Here is a 20,434-nt window from a genome sequence, read left to right on the forward strand (position 1 = left end):
CTGAAAATCTTATTTACATTTGGGCAAGTGTGAGAGGGAACCCGTTAAACATTTATTAAGATTTGTGATTATTTTTAGGTTTGTTAGACGTCTGAAAAGCGGGCAAACTGCCCGCTTCTCCATACTAAATCCCATAATTACTCTACAACATCCACACCATAGAACGCATTATACCCAAATGGACTTTGTGCATAATTACGTACACGTGGACTTAACGGTGTATAACTTACTGAGTGAGCCACTGGAATCCAAGGTACAGCTTTATGGAAGATCTCTTGTGCTTGTTCATATAACGGTGTACGCACTTTCTTATCAGATGTCACAATCGCCTTAGCTAATAAAGCATCAAAATCCTTGTTACACCAACGTGAATAGTTACTTCCGTTATGTGCATTTTCACAACTTAATAATGGTGATAAGAAGTTATCTGGATCCCCATTATCCCCAGACCAGCCATAAATTCCTGCAGTAAATTCTCCTGCGCGAGTACGCTTAATATAATCACCCCATTCATAGCTGACTAATTTCGCTTTAACGCCAATTTTCGCCCAGTCATTTTGTAAAATTTCTGCTGTACGACGTGGATTTGGGTTAGAAGCACGTACCACAGGTTGTACCCAAAGTTCTGTTTCAAAGCCATTTGGATAACCAGCTTCCGCTAATAATTTTTTCGCTTTTTCTAAATCAAATGGATAATCTTGAATACTATCGTTATAGCTCCAAATTGTTGGCGGTAGTGGATTCTTCGCTGCAATACCTGCACCTTGATAAACAGATTCAATAATTGCGGCTTTATCAGCAGCATAATTTAATGCTTGACGCACTTTTTCATTATCAAATGGTGCTTTTTCTGTATTAAAGGCAATATAAGCAACGTTTAATCCTGGTTGCGAAACTAATTGTACTTTCGGATCTTTCTTCATTTTGCCTAAATCTGCAGCATTAGGAAAATCGATCATATCGCATTGACCTTTTTGTAATTTCGCATAACGTGCAGTTGCATCTGGCGTAATACTAAAAATGAGTGTATCAATCGGTGTTTTACCTTGCCAATAATCTGGGTTGGCTTTATAGCGTAATGCTTGATCTAATTTCGCCCCTGCGAATACAAATGGACCCGTTCCAATTGGATCGGTATCAATTTTTTCTGGTGTACCTTTACTCATCATTTGATCTGCGTATTCAGCAGAATAAATAGAGAGGAAATCCATTCCTAAGGTTGGCAAGAAGGTTGCATCTTGACGCGTTAGGGTAATTTCTACTGTGTAATCATCTAATTTCTTCACTGATTTCAATAATTGCGGGAATTTCATCGCATTAAAATATGGATAAGTTCCTTTAGAAACATTGTGATAAGGATGATTAGGATCTAACTGACGCATAAATGAGAACACAACATCATCTGCATTAAAATCACGTGTTGGTTTAAACAACTTACTTGAATGGAATTTTACCCCTTTACGCAAATGTAATGTATAAGTTAAACCATCTGCTGAAATATCCCAACTTTCCGCTAAGCCCGGTTCGATTTCAGTTGAACCACGTTTAAAGTTAATTAAACGGTCATACACTTGCTGTGAGCTGGCATTATAAGAAATTCCATCCATTACCAATGCTGGACTAATACCTTGCGGATAACGACTAGTACAGTTAATAAATGTTTTTTCTGCTTGTGCAAAACTTGCTGTACTTAACAACACTGTAGCAGCTGCACTTAATGCAAAGACTTGTTTAAACTTCATTTTGGTTACTCCCCGTAGTCATTAATGATGCGTCCCCATCGGAACACGCACTTATTATTGCGACATAGCTTAGCCAGTTAATTTTAAAAATGAAATAACTAGAAGTAGTTCATTATAACTAAATAGCATAACTATTCTGTTGTGTTGCCTTTATGATGCATTGACTCACCAACATCTGCTCTTAAACAGATAAATGTCAGCATAGATAACACACCAAAAACAGACAAGGTAAAGAAAGTATTACTAAAACTTTGCAACAACGCATTTTGTGCTGCATGGTGATGATATAAATTAAGTACCACCGAAGCAACAGCAATTCCTAAACTTATCCCAATTTGTTGCACAATACTTAATAATGTTGTCCCCGCACTTACCTGATCATCCTTTAATTCACTCACCATCAACGTATTCACACTCGAGAATATCATTGAAATACAAGCACCATAGAACATAATAATTAGGATACTAAAAATCAGATTTTGGCTATAACCAATTAATCCTAACCCAATGACCGCAAAGGTCAGCAATACACTTGCACTAATTAACGTCCGTTTATAGCCAAACTTAGCCAATAATCGCGTAATGATGGGTTTCATAATAATTGAGCTTACTGCTAAAGGAATCATTAACATCCCAGCTTGATCCGCTGGATACCCTAACCCAATTTGCAACATTAATGGTAATAAAAATGGTACACCAGAAGCCGATAAACGAATTAACAAATTCCCGATCATACTGAGAGTAAATGTACGATTAAAAAACACTGAAAGCGGGAATAATACGTTACGTTTTCCTTTTGCATAGAACACATAACAAGCTAAACAACATAATCCGATTAAAATAAACATTGTTGCTGATTCTCGATCTCTATTGGCTTCACCCACGAAATCTAAGCCAAGCGTTGCTAATACAATCCCCCCAGAAAAAAGAATAAAGCCAACACGATCAAAGCTAGTTTGTGCACCAATTAAATTAGGCATATAAAAACGGGCAAAGAAAATCCCTAATAAACCGACCGGAATATTAATTAAAAAGATCCAATGCCAAGAAGCATAAGTGACTAACCATCCCCCTAATAACGGTCCTAAAATAGGTCCTGTCAATCCTGCCATTGCCATTAAATTCCAAGCTGAAAGTAATTCTGTTTTTGGTACTGCTTTAATTAAAGTAAGCCGAGCAACCGGCATCATCATTGCGCCGCCGATCCCTTGGATAACACGTGATAAAATCAGAATATCTAAACTACCTGATATAGCACAAAAAACCGAGCCTAGTACAAAAAGTAAAACAGAATAACGAAACACAGTTAAGGTTCCAAAACGATCTGCCAACCAACCACTTAACGGCATAAATAGCGCCACTGTTAAAGCATAACTAATCACCGTTAATTGCATATTTAATGGTGATTCATGCAGATCATGGGCAATCATTGGCAATGCCGTATTCAAAATGGTTACATCTAAGGTTTGCATAAAAAATGCAAATGACGCAATCCAAGCTAGCCCACAGTATTCTTGACTTAATTCAGAAGCCATATTTATTATTTTTCCTGTAAATGGCGATAAAATTTCACAATAAAATCAGCAATTTGCTGTGGTTGGTTAATATCAAGTATTGGTAATGAAATTGATGGTAATGTGTAATCTAAAGCTAAGCCAATAATGTGCTGATCAAATTCAGGTAACGCTTTATCCAGCTCTTTACGATGCAACATAATTTTAGCGATAGGTTCCTGTTTAAAACCTTCAACTAAAATTAAATCAACCCGTTCTGGATCAAACTGCTTTGCTAAATAATCCAGTGTTACTGGTTGTTCAGTTTCAGTCATCATTGCCCAGCGTTGATCACAAGTGATAACTACCTGTGCTGCTCCAGCTTCTTTCATTCGCCAACTATCTTTCCCTGGTTTATCAAATTGCACATTATGGTGAGTATGCTTAATTACCGCTGTACGGACCCCCTGTTCAATCAATAGTGGCAACAATTTTTCTAATAAAGTCGTTTTTCCTGTACCACTATATCCAGTAATACCGAGCATTGGGATCATAGATTTCTCCTTTGATAATAGGCGATATCCACTGTGTGAGTTTGCAATAAAAATAACAAGCTACAACAGTCTATTCATCTTGTCTATGGTTATAAATAAAATACAACTTATTTTGTATTTTGCGAATCGGATACTTTTCTATGCAAGAAAAGTCAACATATTGGATAAGTCTTAAGCTATTGAGATATTAGAGTTTGTGAACATAGCCCTTTGTCATCATTGAAAAAGGGCTACTCTATATATATTTATCTAAATCAACACACTATTTCTGTGGCTGCTGGCTTTGTTCCTGACGTTGTAATTCTTGACGTGCATTATCAATACTACGTTCCAATAAAGCACGTTTTGGATCATCTTTTGGTAATAGTTGTAACATCATATTCCAACTGACAATTGCCATTTTAAAATCATCACGTTGGAAACTATCAAACGCTAATAAACCCAATGCATCTGAATTAGTATGATCTTGACGAATGACTTCCGATAACAATGTACGTCCTTTGCTATTATCGTTTTGATCTTGTGAAAACATCAAAATTCTCGCATACGCCAATTTATAGGTCGGATCATTAGGCATCAGCTGATAAGCTCTAGCATAAGCGTCCATCGCTAATTGTGCTTTATCAGTTGCCATTCCCATTTGCCCTAATAACCACCAGCGTTCTGCATTATTTGGATTCTTTTGCAAATCCTGACGTAATGCCACAATAAATTGTTCTAACTCATTATCGGAAAGAGGTTTCTTTTGTTCATCTTGCAGACGTTCAAATAATTGAGGCAATTTCTGATATGACTGTTCCAGCATACCTTGCATCCGCCATGACCCTACTGCAAAATAACTTGCTCCAGCAATCGCAAATAACAATAAAAAAGCAGTTACAAACCAAACTTTGCCAAAACGTTGTTGTGACTCCTGTTGAGGCACAGCATGACTTGGAATATCATTTAGTAAGGTTTGTTGTAATTCCGTTTTTAATTGTTGTTCATTATCCAATAAGCCTTGTTCTGCAGCTTGTTCGATCTCTTTAATCCGATCGAAATAAAAGGCTTTATTAAATGAATCTCGTTGCACACTTTTTTGCACATTTACCTTACGTAATAACGGAAAAAAGCAAATTAACGCAATAACTAACGTTAATCCTAATGCACTTAACCAAAAACTCATTGATCTTTTTCCTTCTCTAATAATTGTTGCAAACGTGCTTGTTGCTCAGCATTCAAAGTGTCTTCTTCTGTTTGTTCTATTGGTAAAGATTGGCGTCTGCGTAATAAAATCACAATACCAACCAACAATAATGCAACAGGTGCAATCCATAAGATTATGGTTCCTGCGGTTAATGGTGGGTCATAAGTAACGAAATTCCCATAACGAGCAACCATATAATCGACAATTTCTTGCTTCGTTTTCCCTTGTTGCAGAAGCTCTAATACTTTCGCTCGCATATCAGTTGCCACCAATGCATTAGAATCCGCAATATTATTATTCTGACATTGTGGACAGCGTAGTTCTTGGGTTAATTGATGATAAGTTTGCTCCTCTGCTGTGGAACGAAAATGCAGCACTTCAATTGCCGCAAGACTGGAGATACTCACCATAAAAATAGATACACTCATTAAGAGTTTCTTTATTTGGCTGAACATACTTCCTCCGCGGCATATTTTTGATAGAGAGGTTGTAATTTTTCTTGCCAAACTTGCTGATTCACATCACCTGCGTGGCGATAACGGATAATACCTTGGCAATCAATGACAAACGTTTCTGGTGCCCCATATACACCAAGATCTAATCCGAAACTACCTTTTTGGTCATCAATAACTTCTTGATAAGGATTACCTAAATCACTCAGCCATTTTTTTGCTTTTTCAGGATCATCTTTATAGTTGATCCCAATAATGGTAATGGCTTGTTTTGCCAGTTGGTTTAAATATTGATGCTCCGCATAACAGGTTGGACACCATGTTGCCCAAACATTAAGCAATAATGGTTTACCTTGTTTAAATAAGCTGACTTGATACTGTTTTTGAGGATCAAACAGATCGACAGCAGTTGTAGTTAATGGAACTTCTTTTCCGACTAATGCAGATTCTAACGCTTTTGGATCATCGCCTTGAGCATTCCGAATCAACGCAACCATAGCCACAACAACAAACAAACCAAAGATAATTAAAGGAAGATATAATTTTTTATTCATGATTTACCCCTTTAATTAATTTACTGAAACGATAACGGCGATCAAACATACATAATCCACCACCGAGAGCCATCAACAAACCACCAAACCAGATCCAACGGATAAACGGTTTATAATATAAACGTACTGCCCAAGCACCATTATCTAAACGCTCACCTAGTGCTGCGTATAAATCTCTCGTAATACCACCATCAATAGCAGCTTCACTCATACTCATCCGACTCACTTGATAAAAACGTTTTTCTGCCGCTAATGTTGTAATCAATTTTTGCTGATTACTGACTTCAATGACTGCAGTAGCACCGAGATAATTTGGTCCATTACTCTCTTTCACTTGGCTAAATTTAAAGTCATAACCTGCCACATTCACACTATCGCCCACATTCATTCGCACATCTTTCTCAATACTAAAATTTTGGCTAAATGCAATACCAAATACCGTCACTGCAACGCCAATATGTGCTAAGAACATTCCCCAATGTGATCGTGATAATTTACCTAATCCTTGCCAGAAGTTAGTACGGTGGGTAGCACGTTGTTGTAATTCATACAAACTTAATAAGGCAATAATGATGGTCATCATTGTGCCAAGCACTACACTCACTGTAATACGATTCGCAATCACAAATGGTAAAGCAAAACCTAATAGCGCCATCACGACAACACTAATCACTACTGGCTTACGAATCGCTGAAAATTGATCACGTCGCCATTTCACTAATGGTCCAATTCCCAACAACAACGAGAATGGCACCATAATAATTAAAAACATTTGATCAAAGAACGGCGCACCAATTGAGATTGATCCTAAGCCTAACTGCTTATGAACTAATGGCAATAACGTTCCTAACACAACAACAGCTAATGCGGTCATTAACAATACGTTATTTAATAACAACATAGACTCTCTGGAATAACGTTGGTAGTTATCACGAGAACGAATCTCTTTACCTTTATAAGCATATAAACTGAGTGAGCCACCAATAACCACCACTAAATAAGCAAGAATAAATAAGCCTCGTGTTGGATCAGATGCAAATGCGTGCACAGAAACCAAAATGCCTGAACGTACTAAGAATGTTCCTAATAGACACAATGAGAAGACTAAAATCGCTAGAAGTACCGTCCACGCTTTAAAACTACCGCGTTTCTCGGTTACCGCTAATGAGTGTAATAACGCTGTTCCTGCTAACCATGGCATAAATGAAGCGTTCTCAACGGGATCCCAGAACCACCAGCCACCCCAGCCAAGTTCATAATAAGCCCACCAAGAACCTAATACGATCCCCAAAGTAAGGAAACACCAAGCAGCTAAAGTCCAAGGTCTAGACCATCTTGCCCAAGCCGTATCCAAATTACCACTCATTAAGGAAGCAATCGAAAACGCAAATGCAACAGAAAAACCGACATACCCCATATACAATAATGGTGGATGGAAAATCAAACCAATATCCTGCAACATTGGATTTAACTCTTTACCATCAACCGGAAAGTCAGGGAAAGTACGTAAAAATGGGTTTGAAGCAAAGATCACAAAGACTAAAAAGCCAATACTGATCATTCCCATTACAGCTAGAACTCGAGCTACAGATTCCTGCGGTAACTGACGGCTAAAAATTGCCACAGCTAAACTCCAGCAGCTTAATAACCAGATCCATAATAGAAGAGAGCCTTCATGTGAACCCCATACAGCTGACAAACGATAATAAATTGGCAGCTGGCTATTTGAGTTATTCACGACATATTGCACACTAAAATCATTGATCGCAAATAAGTACATCAAACCAAAAAATGCAAAGGATAGGCTCAGAAATAATCCCCATGCCATTGGTCTAGCCAAGACAATTAATAATGGATTATTTTGTCGTACTCCCCATAGAGGGACGATTGTCAATAAAATCGCAATCGCTAATGCTAGAGCTAAAGCATAGTTCCCTAATTCAGCGATCATTTTTTCTCCTCTGTTTTTTGTTGTTCTAGCTGCATTTTGTCACGCTCAGATTCGCTTGTAAGATCTTTAGCTGATACGCCCATCGGATTATGTACTTTCTTCATCTGTTCGCCTAACTCAGGTGGTACATAATTTTCATCATGTTTCGCTAATACTTCACTAGCCACTAAAGTCGTTGGATCTTTTAAGGTGCCTTGGGCAACAATACCTTGTCCCTCACGGAATAGATCTGGCAAAATTCCCTCATACTCCACATCAATTGACGGTCCAATATCATTTAATTTAAATTTCACCTTTAGACTATTTGGATCACGGACTACTGAACCATCTACAACCATCCCCCCAACGCGGATTCGTTGGCCCGGTTCAGGTTTCTGTTCTGCATCATTATTTTTGCCATAAATAACTTCACTCGGGGTATAGAAAAGGTCAATATTCTGACGTAATGCATATAACATTAACCCAGCAGCAATACTAATGCCTATTACCACAAATAATACTAAATGCAATCTTGATTTACGGCGTGGGTTCATAGACTGTTCTCCATTGTCTTATATTGTTTAATTCGTTGTTGGCGTTGCATCTCTTTATTCACTTCTGACAAAATTTTCTTTTTACCACGATGACTAGTAATAACTAACAAAAGAATGGCAACGAATGAAATTCCATAAGAGAGCCACACATAAAAACCGTGTTGTCCCATTTGCCAAAAGGCACTCCAACTATCAAAAAATGGTGTCATTTTATTATTCCTTTTGTTAATTTTTTTGTGCTAACGCCTGTACCCAAGCTCGTTTCTTATCCGCATTAAGCAGCTCATTACGATAACGCACTATACTTAAATAAATGCTCAATAACATAAAGCCTAAAATGGCTAATAACAGTGGGATCAACATTTCTGTTGCAATAGATGGTTTCTCAAACTTAGTAATACTTGCCCCTTGGTGTAAGGTATTCCACCACTGCACAGAGAAATGAATAATCGGCAAATTAATTACGCCAACAATGGATAAAATCCCCGCTGCTTTTGCACCAATTGCTTTATCTTGGAACGCACTATATAACGCAATCACACCAAAATAGAGGAATAACAGAATTAATTCAGAGGTTAAGCGAGCATCCCATACCCACCAAGTTCCCCAAGTTGGTTTACCCCATACAGCACCTGTCACTAAAGCAAGAAAGGTTAATAATGCTCCAACAGGTGCCATGGCGACCATTGCCAAGTTAGCTTGTTTAATTTGCCACACTAATGCGACAAGGGCTGCTACGGCCATTGAAGCATAAATACCCATTGACCAAATTGCTGTTGGTACATGAATATACATAATGCGAAAGCTATTTCCTTGTTGATAATCAGCTGGTGCAAACGCTAAGCCCCACACTAAAGCAACTATTAATACCAGCAAACTACAAACTCCAAACAGCGGAGCTAACTTTCCACAAATACGATATTGTGTTTCAGGTTTTGCGTATGGATGCAACCATTTCCACATAATCTTTTACCCTATATTTATTAATGCAAACTGACTCTCAGTGCTGCAGCAACCGCAAACGGACAACTTACTAAAGCCAACACCAACATTGCTGCTAAGATTGCTAACTGCCCACCATAACCTAAATGAAGTGCAGCTGAATCTAATACCGCAGCAGTAAAAATTAAAACTGGAATAAATAATGGCACCACCAATAAGCTCAATAATACGCCGCCTTTACGTAAACCAACGGTTAACGCTACGCCTACTGCCCCAATGCAACTTAAAATTGGTGTACCAATAAAGAGGGTTTGAACTAACGCCCACCATATCTCAATATCTAATGAGAGTAATAATCCAGCAATTGGTGATAATAAAATCAACGGAAATCCTGTTAATAGCCAATGTGAGAAGATTTTCGCTAATGCCGTCATCGATAAAGGAATTGGCAATAATAGAAGTTGCTCTAACGAACCATCTAAATAGTCATCTTTAAATAGACGTTCAAACGAAAGTAAAGCAGATAATAAAGCAGCTACCCAAACAATACCGGGAGCAATCCGAGAGAGTAATTGTGGTTCTGGTCCAACAACCAACGGAAAAAGCGTAATCACAATTAAAAAAAAACACAGTGGATTTAAAATCTCACTGGGTTTACGCATCGCAATCTGTAATTCTCGTTTGATTATTTCGTAAAAAATCATTTTGCTCTATTCTGTTTCAATAAATTTATATTTCTCTAATTGCACTCTTTGCACAATGTCACTTGGTACATCTTGATGGCTAGTAATAATGACAATACCACCTTGACTTGCATAAAACTCAAATAAATGCGTCAATACCTGTACACCACGTTTATCAATCGTATTAAACGGTTCGTCTAAAATCCATAATGGTGCGGTCGAAAGCCATAAACGAGCTAAAGAAACACGTTTATGCTGCCCAGCAGACAACTGACTGGCTGGAATATCTTCGTAACCTAATAAACCAACTACCTGCAATGTTTCCCATAACACTTCTGCTTGTTGGCGACTCGTTGTTGTCTTTTGAAAAAAATGAAGATTTTCCCAAGCACTTAATTCTGGTTTAATTCCTGCTTGATGACCTAAAAATAGCAAATTTGCATTAAATTCATCTTGTTGCTGCAAAATCGGTTGGTTATTCCAAAGAACTTCGCCTTTTCTCGGACGAGAAAGTCCACTTAAAGCCCGAAGTAAAGTCGTTTTACCAACACCATTATGACCTTCAATTTGTACAAAATCACCACTTTGAAATTGAAGATTAAGATCAGCAAATAAAATACGATCTCCTCGTTGGCAACTTAAATCATTTACCTGTAACTGATTGATTGAATTCATATATTTACTGCTGGCTGACTTGATTAATTTAACGGAGCTGAATTCTAACATAAGCAGACAAGAGGTGGTATTTTTATCTAAACCTCATTTATACCCATTTAGTAGTAAAAATTACAAAATAAACAGTTGAAAATAGAGGTAAGTATTTGATAAATAAAAATATTTACCATAAAACCCATTTCACTTTTTTTTGATCTATCGCAAGGGTAGGTAATTAAATTTATTTATTCCTTAAATATAACAACTTAACCTTAGTCTTTACCTAAGGTTTTGTTAAGCTGCTTCACGTAAATTAATCTGAAAGCATCATTCCCCTTTATCTCTGAAAGAGGAATGACTTAATGATAATTAAACCGAAAATGGGTATTTAATTGCCGGATGTGATTGATAGTTATGAACTTTAAAATCTTCTAATGTTACCCAGGTTTCTAAATCTTCCAACGTTTTAATATCTGGATTAATTTCCAACTGTGGCAACGGTAATGGTTCACGTTTTAATTGCACATTTTGCATTAAATCTAATTGATCTTCATAAATATGTGCATTAATAATTTTATGAAATGCTAATCCCGGTTTATTCCCAGTAATTTGAGCGATCAGCGCTAATAGAGTAAACACTTGGACTTGATTAAAAGTTAAGCCTAATGGCACATCACAAGAACGTTGGTAACTAGTCAAATATAGGGTATCTCCCAATAGTGAGAAAGTATGCGTGTGCATACATGGACGTAAGCAACCTTGTTCAATTTCCCCTGGATTATAAAAAGTTAAGATCTCACCGCGATCATCAATTTTTTTACTTAAGTTAGCGACAATTTTCTTTAATTGATCTACGCTTTCTCCATTAGGTTTACGCCATTCTCGTCCTTGTACACCATAGACGCGTCCCATATCATCTTCCCCAGTACGATAGGGATTAGCCAACCAAGCTTCATTTTCATTCGCGTTTGCATCCCATGTTTTTGTCCCTAAACGGCGAAAATCTGCTGCACTACGGTAACCACGGATGTAGCCTAATAATTCTGCAATTGCTGCTTTCCAAAAGCTTTTACGAGTGGTAATCAATGGAAATTGATTATTCCCCACATCATAAGTTAAGTCCGCATTAATCACTGTTAAACAACGCTTTCCTGTACGTTTATTTTCGACCCATTGTCCTTCATCAATAATACGCTGACACAGTTCAAGATATGCTTTCATCGTTGTTTTCCTTTGTGTTGATATGCGAACCAGATTAGCCCTAAACCAATTAAAATCATTGGGGTAGATAGGATCTGTCCCATTGAAATTTCGTGTCCAAAGTATAACCCTAACTGCGGATCCGGTTCACGGAAAAATTCCACAATGAAACGGAATATACCGTAACAAAATAAAAATAAACCAGAGACCGAAGCAGCTGGTCGTGGTTTACGAATAAATAGATTCAGGATAATAAATAAAACTACCCCTTCTAAAAAAGCTTCATAGAGTTGTGATGGATGGCGAGGAAGATAACCACCAGATGGGAAGAGTACCGCCCAAGGTACATCCGTTACGCGTCCCCATAATTCATCATTAATAAAATTACCAATACGCCCCATCCCTAAACCGAATGGGATTAATGGTGCAACAAAATCAGCAACCACAAAAAACTGGCGTTTTTGCGCTCTTGCAGTTAGCCACATCGCCGTGATTACTCCAATTAAACCACCATGGAAAGACATTCCGCCTTCCCAAACGCGGAATAAATAGGCTGGATCACTTAAAAATAGATCAAATTGATAGAACAGGACATAACCAATCCGCCCACCTAGAAACACACCAAGAAAACCATTAAAAAGTAAATTATCAAATTGATCTACTGTCCAACCGCTATTCGCTTGTTTAACACGGCGAATACCTAGCCAACGGGCAAATAAGAAACCAATAAGATACATTAAGCCATACCAACGTAACGCAATCGGTCCAAGTGAAAAAATAACAGGATCAAACTGTGGGTAAGTCAAAAACTCCGTATTCATATCGTTCCTTTATTAATTAATTTTTATTTGAAGCACATATCTATTGCAATCACAACCAAAAGTGCCGCAAAGTAACGTTTTAATACTGGTACTGGCAATTTATTGGTTGTTGTTGCACCAAGTTTAGAGGTGAAAAATGAGGTCAATGTAATACCCACTACCGCAGGCAAATAAACATAGCCTAATGAAAATTCTGGCATATTAGTGACATTCCAACCACCAACAATAAAACTGCACATACCAGACAAACCTAGTAACATTCCGCAAAAGGCTGATGAACCTATCGCTTTTCTCATATCTAACCCACGAGAATTCAAGAACGGCACAATAAAACCACCGCCGCCGATTCCCGCTGCACTAGACGCAATCCCAATTAAGACTCCACCAATTACACACGCTGTTTTGGTTAGCGTTTTGGTAACTTCTCTTGGCTTAATAGAAATCACCATTTTTGCAGCCAAATAGACCACTAAACAGGCGAAAATTTTACTGGCAATCGCTTTGTCTAATTTGCCAATAAATAATCCTGAAATAAACACACTTACCATAATCACAGGTGCGAGGATTTTAACTGCACCCCATTGGATATTGCCTAATTTGTGGTGACGTTGTGCAGAAGAAAATCCTGTTATCACAATAGTTGCGAAAGATGTTCCTAACGCAGAAGACATCACTAACTCATTAGGTACTCCTGCCATTGGTAATAAATACACTAAAATAGGAACAATGATCAGCCCACCACCAATCCCAAATAGACCTGCAAGAAAACCGACTAATGCTCCGACAACGATACAAATAGAAAACACCGTGAACATATTTAACCCCTTACTTTATTAAATGGGCGTTTTTGGTATTTACCTGACGTTGATTTTTTCTCCGTATAAGTTCGTCTATTTTCATTGACTGAATTAGCCTGATTAGCTAACTCTTTCTCATTAAATAAAACAGAGGCAAATTCCTTCATCACTTTACGATATACATCCCGTTTGAAAGATACGACTTGTCTTACCGGATACCAAAAACTTACCCAACGCCATCCATCAAACTCTGGCGATGTACTTGTATTAACATTGATTTTATTTTCAGGACTGGTGAGTTGTAGCAAAAACCAACGTTGTTTCTGCCCGATACAGACTGGTCGAGAATCAAAGCGAATAAGACGTTTAGGTAATTTATAACGCAACCACTGTTTTGAACTATAAATAATTTTTACATCATTTTGGGTTAAACCAACTTCTTCAAAAAGCTCTCGGTACATTGCCTGTTCTGGGGTTTCACGTGGATTAATCCCACCTTGAGGAAATTGCCAAGAATTTTGATTGTAACGTTTTGCCCAAAAGACTTGTCCCTTTTGGTTACAAATAACAATACCGACGTTAGGACGATAACCGTCGAAATCGATCACTAGCGACAACCTTAAATATTAAACATTTCATTGATAAATATGGCGTTGATTGTTTCATAATATTGGCTTTTTCTCAAGTTCCACATTGCTAGAAATAGTGGCTTTAAAACAAGATTTCTCTCCCCTGGCGATCTGATTTCTCTTTCAATTTGTGCTACCATTAATTCGTATTATGATGAAAAAGAGAAAGAAAATGCCCAAACTCACTATCAAACCTTTTTTGCAGAAAATACTTGCACTAGGCAAGTTATGGTGGAGTGCGCATTATAAAAAGTTAATAAAAATCTTTATTTCTCTATGTTCAATCGGCGTAGTTGTCTTAGTTTCTATTGATATGGGCATTAGTTATTGGGTGCGAGATCGAATTTATCATGATATTAACCAACTCCCTTATCGCCCTTATGGATTAGTATTAGGTACAGCGAAATATTTCAAAAATAACACATTAAATTTATTCTACTATAACCGTCTATCCGCTGCGGAACAGTTAGTAAAACACCATAAAGTAGATTACTTATTACTAAGTGGTGATAATCGGACTATGCAATACAATGAACCACAACGTATGTTTAAAGACCTCCTCAAAATGGGAGTGCCTTCTCAAACAATGTATTTCGATTATGCGGGTTTCCGCACACTGGACTCTGTTATTCGTGCAGACAAAATTTTTAATGCGCAGTCTTTAACCATTATTACCCAGCGTTTCCACTGTGAACGTGCTTTATTTATTGCCAAACACTATGATTTAGATGCGATCTGCTTTGAAGCCGATTATCCGCAGGGATATGCAATGGTACGTATTCGTGAGTTTTTCGCCAGAGTACAAGCGGTATTAGATATCCTATTAGGTAAGCAGCCTTATTTTTTAGGCAAGCCAGAACCTTTGCCACCACCAATTTTACCACCTTATGATCAATAAGTTTTTCCCAATAAAACCGATCAAATACTAGCATTTAGCTATTGTTCTCTGCTTGAGAAAAAACGATAATAGCACCCTTATTTTTAGGTGATAGGACAATGATTAGTTATATTCTTTTAATTATTAGCACAGCACTAATTAATAACTTTGTGCTAGTAAAATTCCTTGGGTTATGCCCTTTTATGGGGGTATCAAAAAAAGTTGATACTGCAGTAGGTATGGGATTAGCAACCACATTTGTATTAACGGTGGCTTCTCTTGTTGCCTATCTGGTGGATCACTATATTTTATTACCACTGAATGCCATCTATCTCCGTACATTGGTATTTATCCTGGTGATTGCCGTTGTTGTGCAATTTACTGAAATGGTGATTAATAAAACTAGCCCAACGCTCTATCGCCTATTAGGTATTTTCTTACCATTAATCACCACTAATTGTGCGGTACTCGGTGTTGCATTATTAAATGTAAATCTCGCACATAATTTTATCCAATCCGTTATTTATGGTTTTGGGGCAGCATTAGGTTTTTCTTTAGTTTTGGTACTCTTTGCCGCAATGCGTGAACGTATCGAAGCAGCTGATGTTCCCTTTCCATTTCGTGGTGCATCTATTGCCTTAATTACTGCTGGGTTAATGTCTGTCGCCTTTATGGGCTTTAGTGGATTAGTGAGAGTCTGATGTCTGCTTGGTTGTTATCATTATCACCGTATGCCTGGATCTTAATTAGTGTTGCATTATTAGCACTAATTTTTGGTGCAATTCTTGGCTTTTCCTCTATTAAATTGAAAGTCGAATCAGATCCCATTATCGATAAAATTGATGCTTTACTACCACAAAGCCAATGCGGGCAATGTGGTTACCCAGGTTGTCACCCCTATGCTGAAGCAATTGCTAATGGTGATGTCATCACCAAATGTGTCCCAGGCGGACAATCTTTAGTAGAAAAATTAGCTGATTTATTAGGTGTTGAAGCACCACAAGGTGTCTTTGAAGAAGAGCCTGTTGCTAAAGTCGCCTTCATCCATGAAGAGATGTGCATTGGTTGCACCAAATGTATCCAAGCCTGCCCTGTTGATGCCATTATCGGGGCCAATAAAGCGCTACATACTGTAATTCCTAATCTTTGTACGGGTTGTGAGTTATGTGTTGCACCTTGTCCAACCGACTGTATTACGATGGAAAAAGTTAAACCAACCTTAGATTCGTGGAATTGGAAATATGATCAAAAGCTAATTATCCCTATTGTTGAAGTGCAAGAGACTGCTGCGGAAACTAAGGTAAAAAACTAGGAAAGTCAAAATGTTAGATGATGTATTAACCCGAATAAAACAAAATCGGTTGTGGGATTTTCCTGGTGGTATCCATCCGCCTGAGATGAAACACCAGTCAAACGGCACAAAGCTTTCCACGTTAAAACAACCTGATACTTATTACATTCCACTTAAGCAACACGCTGGGAATGCGGGACAGCTTTTAGTTAAAGTTGGCGATTATGTATTAAAAGGGCAACCACTAACTCAAGGTGAAAACTATCGTACCCTCCCTGTTCATGCGCCAACTTCTGGAACTATTATCGCCATTGGTGATTATGCTTCATCACATCCATCTGGCTTAATGGAAGCTACCATTACTTTACAAGCAGATGGTAAAGATCAATGGTGTGAACGCCATCCAATTGAGGATTTTCTCACCGTTCCACCAGAACAATTAATTAAAAAAATTTACCAAGCTGGCATCGCAGGACTAGGTGGGGCCGTTTTCCCAACTGCCTCCAAAATTTCAAGTGCAGAAAATAAAGTTAAACTATTGATTATTAACGGTGCAGAATGTGAACCCTATATCACGTGTGATGACCGTCTAATGCGAGATCGAAGCCATGATATCGTCGAGGGTATTCGCATTTTACGTTATATCTTACGCCCTGAAAAAGTTATTCTCGCTATTGAAGATAACAAACCAGAAGCTCTGGCAGCAATGCAACAAGCATTGGACGGTGCGAATGATATTGAAATTCGCGTGATCCCAACTAAATATCCTTCTGGTGCAGCGAAACAACTTATCCAAGTACTGACTGGATTAGAAGTACCTAATAATGGGCGTTCTTCACAAATTGGCGTATTAATGAATAACGTCGCTACTGCATTTGCGATAAAAAAAGCGATTATTAATGATGAACCACTGATCCAACGTGTAGTCACCTTAACAGGTGATAAAATTCCACAACCAAAAAATGTCTGGGTACGCATTGGTACACCGATTTATCATTTATTGACTCAAGCTAGCTATCAATATGATGAGCGTTTCCCCGTATTTATGGGTGGACCAATGATGGGCTTTATTTTGCCTAATTTAAATTCACCTGTAACCAAAGTCACTAACTGTTTAATTGCCCCAGATCATTTTGAATACCAACCGCCACCAGCGGAACGAAACTGTATTCGTTGTTCAGCCTGCTCTGATCACTGCCCATTAAAATTAATGCCACAGCAACTCTATTGGTTTGCGCGTAGTGAAGATCATCAAAAATCTAAAGAATACAATCTTAAAGACTGTATTGAGTGTGGTATTTGTGCTTATGTTTGCCCAAGTAATATCCCGCTTATTCAATATTTCCGTCAAGAAAAGGCGAAAATTGCCGAACTTGATTTAAAAGCAAAACTAGCAGAAGAAGCTAAACAACGTTTTGAGGCAAAACAAGCCAGAATGGAACGGGAAAAACAAGAACGTGATCGCCGTACCCAACAAGCCGCTGAAGCTCGCCGTGCTGAAATGGCAAAACAACAAGGTGTTGATCCTGTTCAAGCTGCACTAGAACGTATTCGTCAAAAACAAGCAGAAAGCAATACACCAGAAAAACCTACCATTAGAACAATTACAGGTGCTAATGGCGAACTTCTGCCCGATAACAGTGATATTATGGCAGCAAGAAAAGCGCGCCGTTTAGCCAAACAAGCACAAACAACTCAGCCAGAAGTGGCGGAGAGCACAACTGATAGTGTTACTAATGATAAGCAGGCTGCTATTGCAGCAGCGATTGCCCGTGCTAAAGCGAAAAAAGCACAACAACAAGCAGCCGATTCAGTCGCGCCACAAGCTGACAACACCGCTAATAGTGAAACGAGTGCAACCGCTGAAACTGATCCACGTAAAGCTGCGATTGCAGCAGCGATTGCCCGGGCTAAAGCGAAAAAAGCACAACAGCAAGTAGCCGATGCAGTAGCACCACAAGCTGACAACACCACTAATAGCGAAACAAGTGCAACCGCTGAAACCGATCCACGTAAAGCTGCGATTGCGGCAGCGATTGCCCGTGCTAAAGCGAAAAAAGCACAACAGCAAGCAGCTAATGCAGTAGCACCACAAACTGGCAATACCGCTAATAGCGAAACGAGTGCAACCGCTGAAACTGATCCACGTAAAGCTGTGATTGCGGCAGCGATTGCCCGTGCTAAAGCGAAAAAAGTACAACAACAAGCAACTGACGCAGTAGCACCACAAGCTGACAACACCACTAATAGCGAAACGAGTGCAACCGCTGAAACCGATCCACGTAAAGCTGCGATTGCAGCGGCGATTGCCCGAGCCAAAGCGAAAAAAGCAGAACGAGAAGGAAAACAAAATAATGTTTAGAATAGTAAGTTCACCTCATGTTCATTCCACCAGTTTAACCACCAAAGTGATGTTATGGGTTATCGTGGCGATGATTCCTGCTATTGTTGTCCAACTTTATTACTTTGGTTTTGGAACACTCATCCAAATCAGCCTCGCAATTATTTTTGCCATTTTCTTAGAATGGGCAGTAACACGTCTTCGTGGAAAGCGACATTGGACAGATCTTTCTGATTTAAGCGTGGTATTAACCGCATTAATTTTAGCGGTAGCTATTCCGCCTTATGCCCCTTATTGGCTTATTTTATTAGGTACATTTTGTGCTGTTATTTTGGGGAAACACGTATATGGTGGGTTAGGACAAAATCCTTTTAATCCAGCTATGGTAGGTTATGCAATCTTATTGGTTTCTTTCCCTGCACAAATGACTGCATGGGCATTACCTAATCATCTGTTACTTGAGCCTACTAGCTTCCATGACGCTTATTTATTAATTTTCCAAGGTGTTAGCAGCGATGGTTATAGCTTACATCAATTAACATCAACCATTGATGGTGTAACCCAAGCAACACCATTGGATAGTGTGAAAACTGGGGTAAAAAATCACCTTGAATTAACTCATATTGCCGCTTCTCCCATTTTCCAACACAGCCAATGGCAACAAATCTTTACTGTGCCAATGGGAATTGGTTGGTGGCAAGTTAATTTAGCTTTCTTAGTGGGTGGTATATTCCTGATCTGGAAAAAAGTGATCCATTGGCAAATTCCAGTTGCTTTATTAGTCACCCTAACCCTATTTAGTACTGTAACTTGGTTAATTGCTCCGATAACGTTCCCATCTCCACTATGGCAACTCTTCTCTGGTGCCACAATGTTTGGTGCATTCTTTATTGCCACTGACCCAGTTACCGCATCGATTACACCTCGAGGAAAACTATTATTTGGGGTGTTAGTTGGAACATTACTCTACGTGATCCGTTTTTATGGCGGTTACCCTGATGGTGTTGCTTTTGCCGTGTTACTTAGCAACATTTGTGTTCCCCTTATCGATCACTACACTCGACCACGCTTATACGGTCGTTAAGGAGAGAAAATGGCAACAATAAAACGAACAACGATCAATTATGCCTTGATTTTAGGCTTGGTTGCTTTAATCTGCACCCTGATTACTTTAGCAATGTATTTACTCACTCAAGGGCGTATCCAACAAGCGATGGATAATCATCAACGCCAATTACTTGCTGAAGTATTACCTAAAAATTTTGCCACCAATAATTTATTAACAGCCTGTTATCATCCTACTGAGAAGAGTGGTTTACAGAATATCTCTCGCCTCTATTTAGCAAAACAACAAGATAAAGTGGCAGCTTATTTGTTTGAAACTACTGCCCCTGATGGCTACTCTGGCGATATTCGTATTTTGGTGGCGGTTACGCCAGTTGGACAAGTTTTAGGTGTACGTATCCTAGAACATCATGAAACACCGGGATTAGGGGATAAAATTGAAACCCGTTTGTCTGATTGGATTTATGCTTTTACCAATAAACATTTTAAAGTTGAAGAAAGTGATAAATGGGCAGTAAAGAAAGATGGTGGTGATTTTGACCAGTTTGCTGGTGCGACAATTACCCCACGCGCAGTAGTCAATGCAGTAAAAAAAGGACTACTCCAGTTTTTAGCACAGCCATTTGTGTTTAATCCTGAACAATTTACTACTTGCCAATAGTGAGAATA

The 20,434-nt window shown here is 38.5% G+C and carries 22 protein-coding genes; 6 read left to right on the plus strand and 16 right to left on the minus strand.

Annotated features, from left to right (window positions below; all coding sequences use genetic code 11):
- Nucleotides 1-137: 137 nt before the first annotated feature.
- The 16 genes from QV06_RS02485 to rppH all read right to left on the minus strand — a co-directional run bounded on the left by QV06_RS02485 (nucleotide 138) and on the right by rppH (nucleotide 14,170).
- The gene (locus QV06_RS02485; protein WP_065236799.1) at nucleotides 138-1,742 is read right to left on the minus strand and encodes an ABC transporter substrate-binding protein; all 1,605 of its coding nucleotides are present in this window, start codon (nucleotides 1,740-1,742) and stop codon (nucleotides 138-140) included.
- Nucleotides 1,743-1,873: 131 nt separating this feature from the next.
- Nucleotides 1,874-3,277, minus strand: coding sequence for a DHA2 family efflux MFS transporter permease subunit (locus tag QV06_RS02490; RefSeq protein WP_065236800.1), 1,404 nt, complete (start codon nucleotides 3,275-3,277; stop codon nucleotides 1,874-1,876).
- Nucleotides 3,278-3,282: 5 nt separating this feature from the next.
- Nucleotides 3,283-3,789 (minus strand): molybdopterin-guanine dinucleotide biosynthesis protein MobB, encoded by a 507-nt coding sequence (gene mobB / locus QV06_RS02495; protein WP_065236801.1) that lies wholly within the window; start codon nucleotides 3,787-3,789, stop codon nucleotides 3,283-3,285.
- A 262-nt stretch (nucleotides 3,790-4,051) separates the two neighbouring features.
- Entirely contained in the window at nucleotides 4,052-4,954 is a 903-nt protein-coding gene (ccmI, locus tag QV06_RS02500) for a c-type cytochrome biogenesis protein CcmI (RefSeq protein WP_065236802.1), read from the minus strand.
- Nucleotides 4,951-5,418 (minus strand): cytochrome c-type biogenesis protein, encoded by a 468-nt coding sequence (locus QV06_RS02505; protein WP_280641922.1) that lies wholly within the window; start codon nucleotides 5,416-5,418, stop codon nucleotides 4,951-4,953. Before QV06_RS02505 ends, ccmI begins: the two co-directional genes overlap by 4 nt.
- Nucleotides 5,415-5,981: a DsbE family thiol:disulfide interchange protein gene (locus QV06_RS02510; RefSeq protein WP_065236804.1), complete on the minus strand. Its 567-nt coding sequence runs from the start codon at nucleotides 5,979-5,981 to the stop codon at nucleotides 5,415-5,417. Before QV06_RS02510 ends, QV06_RS02505 begins: the two co-directional genes overlap by 4 nt.
- Nucleotides 5,974-7,932: a heme lyase CcmF/NrfE family subunit gene (locus QV06_RS02515; RefSeq protein ID WP_065236805.1), complete on the minus strand. Its 1,959-nt coding sequence runs from the start codon at nucleotides 7,930-7,932 to the stop codon at nucleotides 5,974-5,976. Before QV06_RS02515 ends, QV06_RS02510 begins: the two co-directional genes overlap by 8 nt.
- On the minus strand, nucleotides 7,929-8,465 hold the full coding sequence (gene ccmE / locus QV06_RS02520; RefSeq protein ID WP_065236806.1) for a cytochrome c maturation protein CcmE: 537 nt from the start codon (nucleotides 8,463-8,465) through the stop codon (nucleotides 7,929-7,931). Before ccmE ends, QV06_RS02515 begins: the two co-directional genes overlap by 4 nt.
- On the minus strand, nucleotides 8,462-8,674 hold the full coding sequence (ccmD, locus tag QV06_RS02525) for a heme exporter protein CcmD (RefSeq protein WP_065236807.1): 213 nt from the start codon (nucleotides 8,672-8,674) through the stop codon (nucleotides 8,462-8,464). Before ccmD ends, ccmE begins: the two co-directional genes overlap by 4 nt.
- 16 nt (nucleotides 8,675-8,690) lie before the next feature.
- The gene (locus tag QV06_RS02530; RefSeq protein ID WP_065236808.1) at nucleotides 8,691-9,428 is read right to left on the minus strand and encodes a heme ABC transporter permease; all 738 of its coding nucleotides are present in this window, start codon (nucleotides 9,426-9,428) and stop codon (nucleotides 8,691-8,693) included.
- A gap of 20 nt (nucleotides 9,429-9,448) precedes the next feature.
- A complete protein-coding gene (gene ccmB / locus QV06_RS02535; RefSeq protein ID WP_065236809.1) occupies nucleotides 9,449-10,111 on the minus strand; it encodes a heme exporter protein CcmB in 663 nt (220 codons plus the stop codon).
- A 6-nt stretch (nucleotides 10,112-10,117) separates the two neighbouring features.
- Complete coding sequence (ccmA, locus tag QV06_RS02540) at nucleotides 10,118-10,765, minus strand: cytochrome c biogenesis heme-transporting ATPase CcmA (protein ID WP_065236810.1); 648 nt, start codon at nucleotides 10,763-10,765, stop codon at nucleotides 10,118-10,120.
- A 348-nt stretch (nucleotides 10,766-11,113) separates the two neighbouring features.
- Nucleotides 11,114-11,965, minus strand: a complete 852-nt coding sequence (locus QV06_RS02545) for a thymidylate synthase (protein WP_065236811.1) — start codon at nucleotides 11,963-11,965, stop codon at nucleotides 11,114-11,116.
- Nucleotides 11,962-12,765 (minus strand): prolipoprotein diacylglyceryl transferase, encoded by an 804-nt coding sequence (gene lgt / locus QV06_RS02550; RefSeq protein WP_065234978.1) that lies wholly within the window; start codon nucleotides 12,763-12,765, stop codon nucleotides 11,962-11,964. The genes QV06_RS02545 and lgt overlap by 4 nt, the downstream gene beginning before the upstream one ends.
- Nucleotides 12,766-12,788: 23 nt before the next feature.
- On the minus strand, nucleotides 12,789-13,580 hold the full coding sequence (locus tag QV06_RS02555) for a sulfite exporter TauE/SafE family protein (protein ID WP_065236812.1): 792 nt from the start codon (nucleotides 13,578-13,580) through the stop codon (nucleotides 12,789-12,791).
- Between the two features lie 2 nt (nucleotides 13,581-13,582).
- On the minus strand, nucleotides 13,583-14,170 hold the full coding sequence (rppH, locus tag QV06_RS02560; protein ID WP_065234976.1) for an RNA pyrophosphohydrolase: 588 nt from the start codon (nucleotides 14,168-14,170) through the stop codon (nucleotides 13,583-13,585).
- A gap of 334 nt (nucleotides 14,171-14,504) precedes the next feature.
- Here rppH and QV06_RS02565 point away from each other — a divergent pair, with 334 nt between their 5' ends.
- The 6 genes from QV06_RS02565 to rsxG all read left to right on the plus strand — a co-directional run bounded on the left by QV06_RS02565 (nucleotide 14,505) and on the right by rsxG (nucleotide 20,426).
- A complete protein-coding gene (locus QV06_RS02565) occupies nucleotides 14,505-15,089 on the plus strand; it encodes a SanA/YdcF family protein (protein WP_245174228.1) in 585 nt (194 codons plus the stop codon).
- 98 nt (nucleotides 15,090-15,187) lie between these two features.
- Complete coding sequence (gene rsxA / locus QV06_RS02570) at nucleotides 15,188-15,769, plus strand: electron transport complex subunit RsxA (protein ID WP_065234975.1); 582 nt, start codon at nucleotides 15,188-15,190, stop codon at nucleotides 15,767-15,769.
- Nucleotides 15,769-16,380 (plus strand): electron transport complex subunit RsxB, encoded by a 612-nt coding sequence (gene rsxB / locus QV06_RS02575; protein WP_065236813.1) that lies wholly within the window; start codon nucleotides 15,769-15,771, stop codon nucleotides 16,378-16,380. Before rsxA ends, rsxB begins: the two co-directional genes overlap by 1 nt.
- A 10-nt stretch (nucleotides 16,381-16,390) precedes the next feature.
- On the plus strand, nucleotides 16,391-18,721 hold the full coding sequence (gene rsxC / locus QV06_RS02580; protein ID WP_065236814.1) for an electron transport complex subunit RsxC: 2,331 nt from the start codon (nucleotides 16,391-16,393) through the stop codon (nucleotides 18,719-18,721).
- Nucleotides 18,714-19,784, plus strand: coding sequence for an electron transport complex subunit RsxD (gene rsxD / locus QV06_RS02585; RefSeq protein WP_065236815.1), 1,071 nt, complete (start codon nucleotides 18,714-18,716; stop codon nucleotides 19,782-19,784). Before rsxC ends, rsxD begins: the two co-directional genes overlap by 8 nt.
- Nucleotides 19,785-19,793: 9 nt before the next feature.
- Nucleotides 19,794-20,426, plus strand: coding sequence for an electron transport complex subunit RsxG (gene rsxG, locus QV06_RS02590; RefSeq protein WP_065236816.1), 633 nt, complete (start codon nucleotides 19,794-19,796; stop codon nucleotides 20,424-20,426).
- The last annotated feature ends 8 nt before the right edge of the window (nucleotides 20,427-20,434 follow it).

The sequence above is a fragment of the Gallibacterium genomosp. 3 genome (assembly GCF_001678475.1).
Classification (GTDB): domain Bacteria; phylum Pseudomonadota; class Gammaproteobacteria; order Enterobacterales; family Pasteurellaceae; genus Gallibacterium; species Gallibacterium faecale.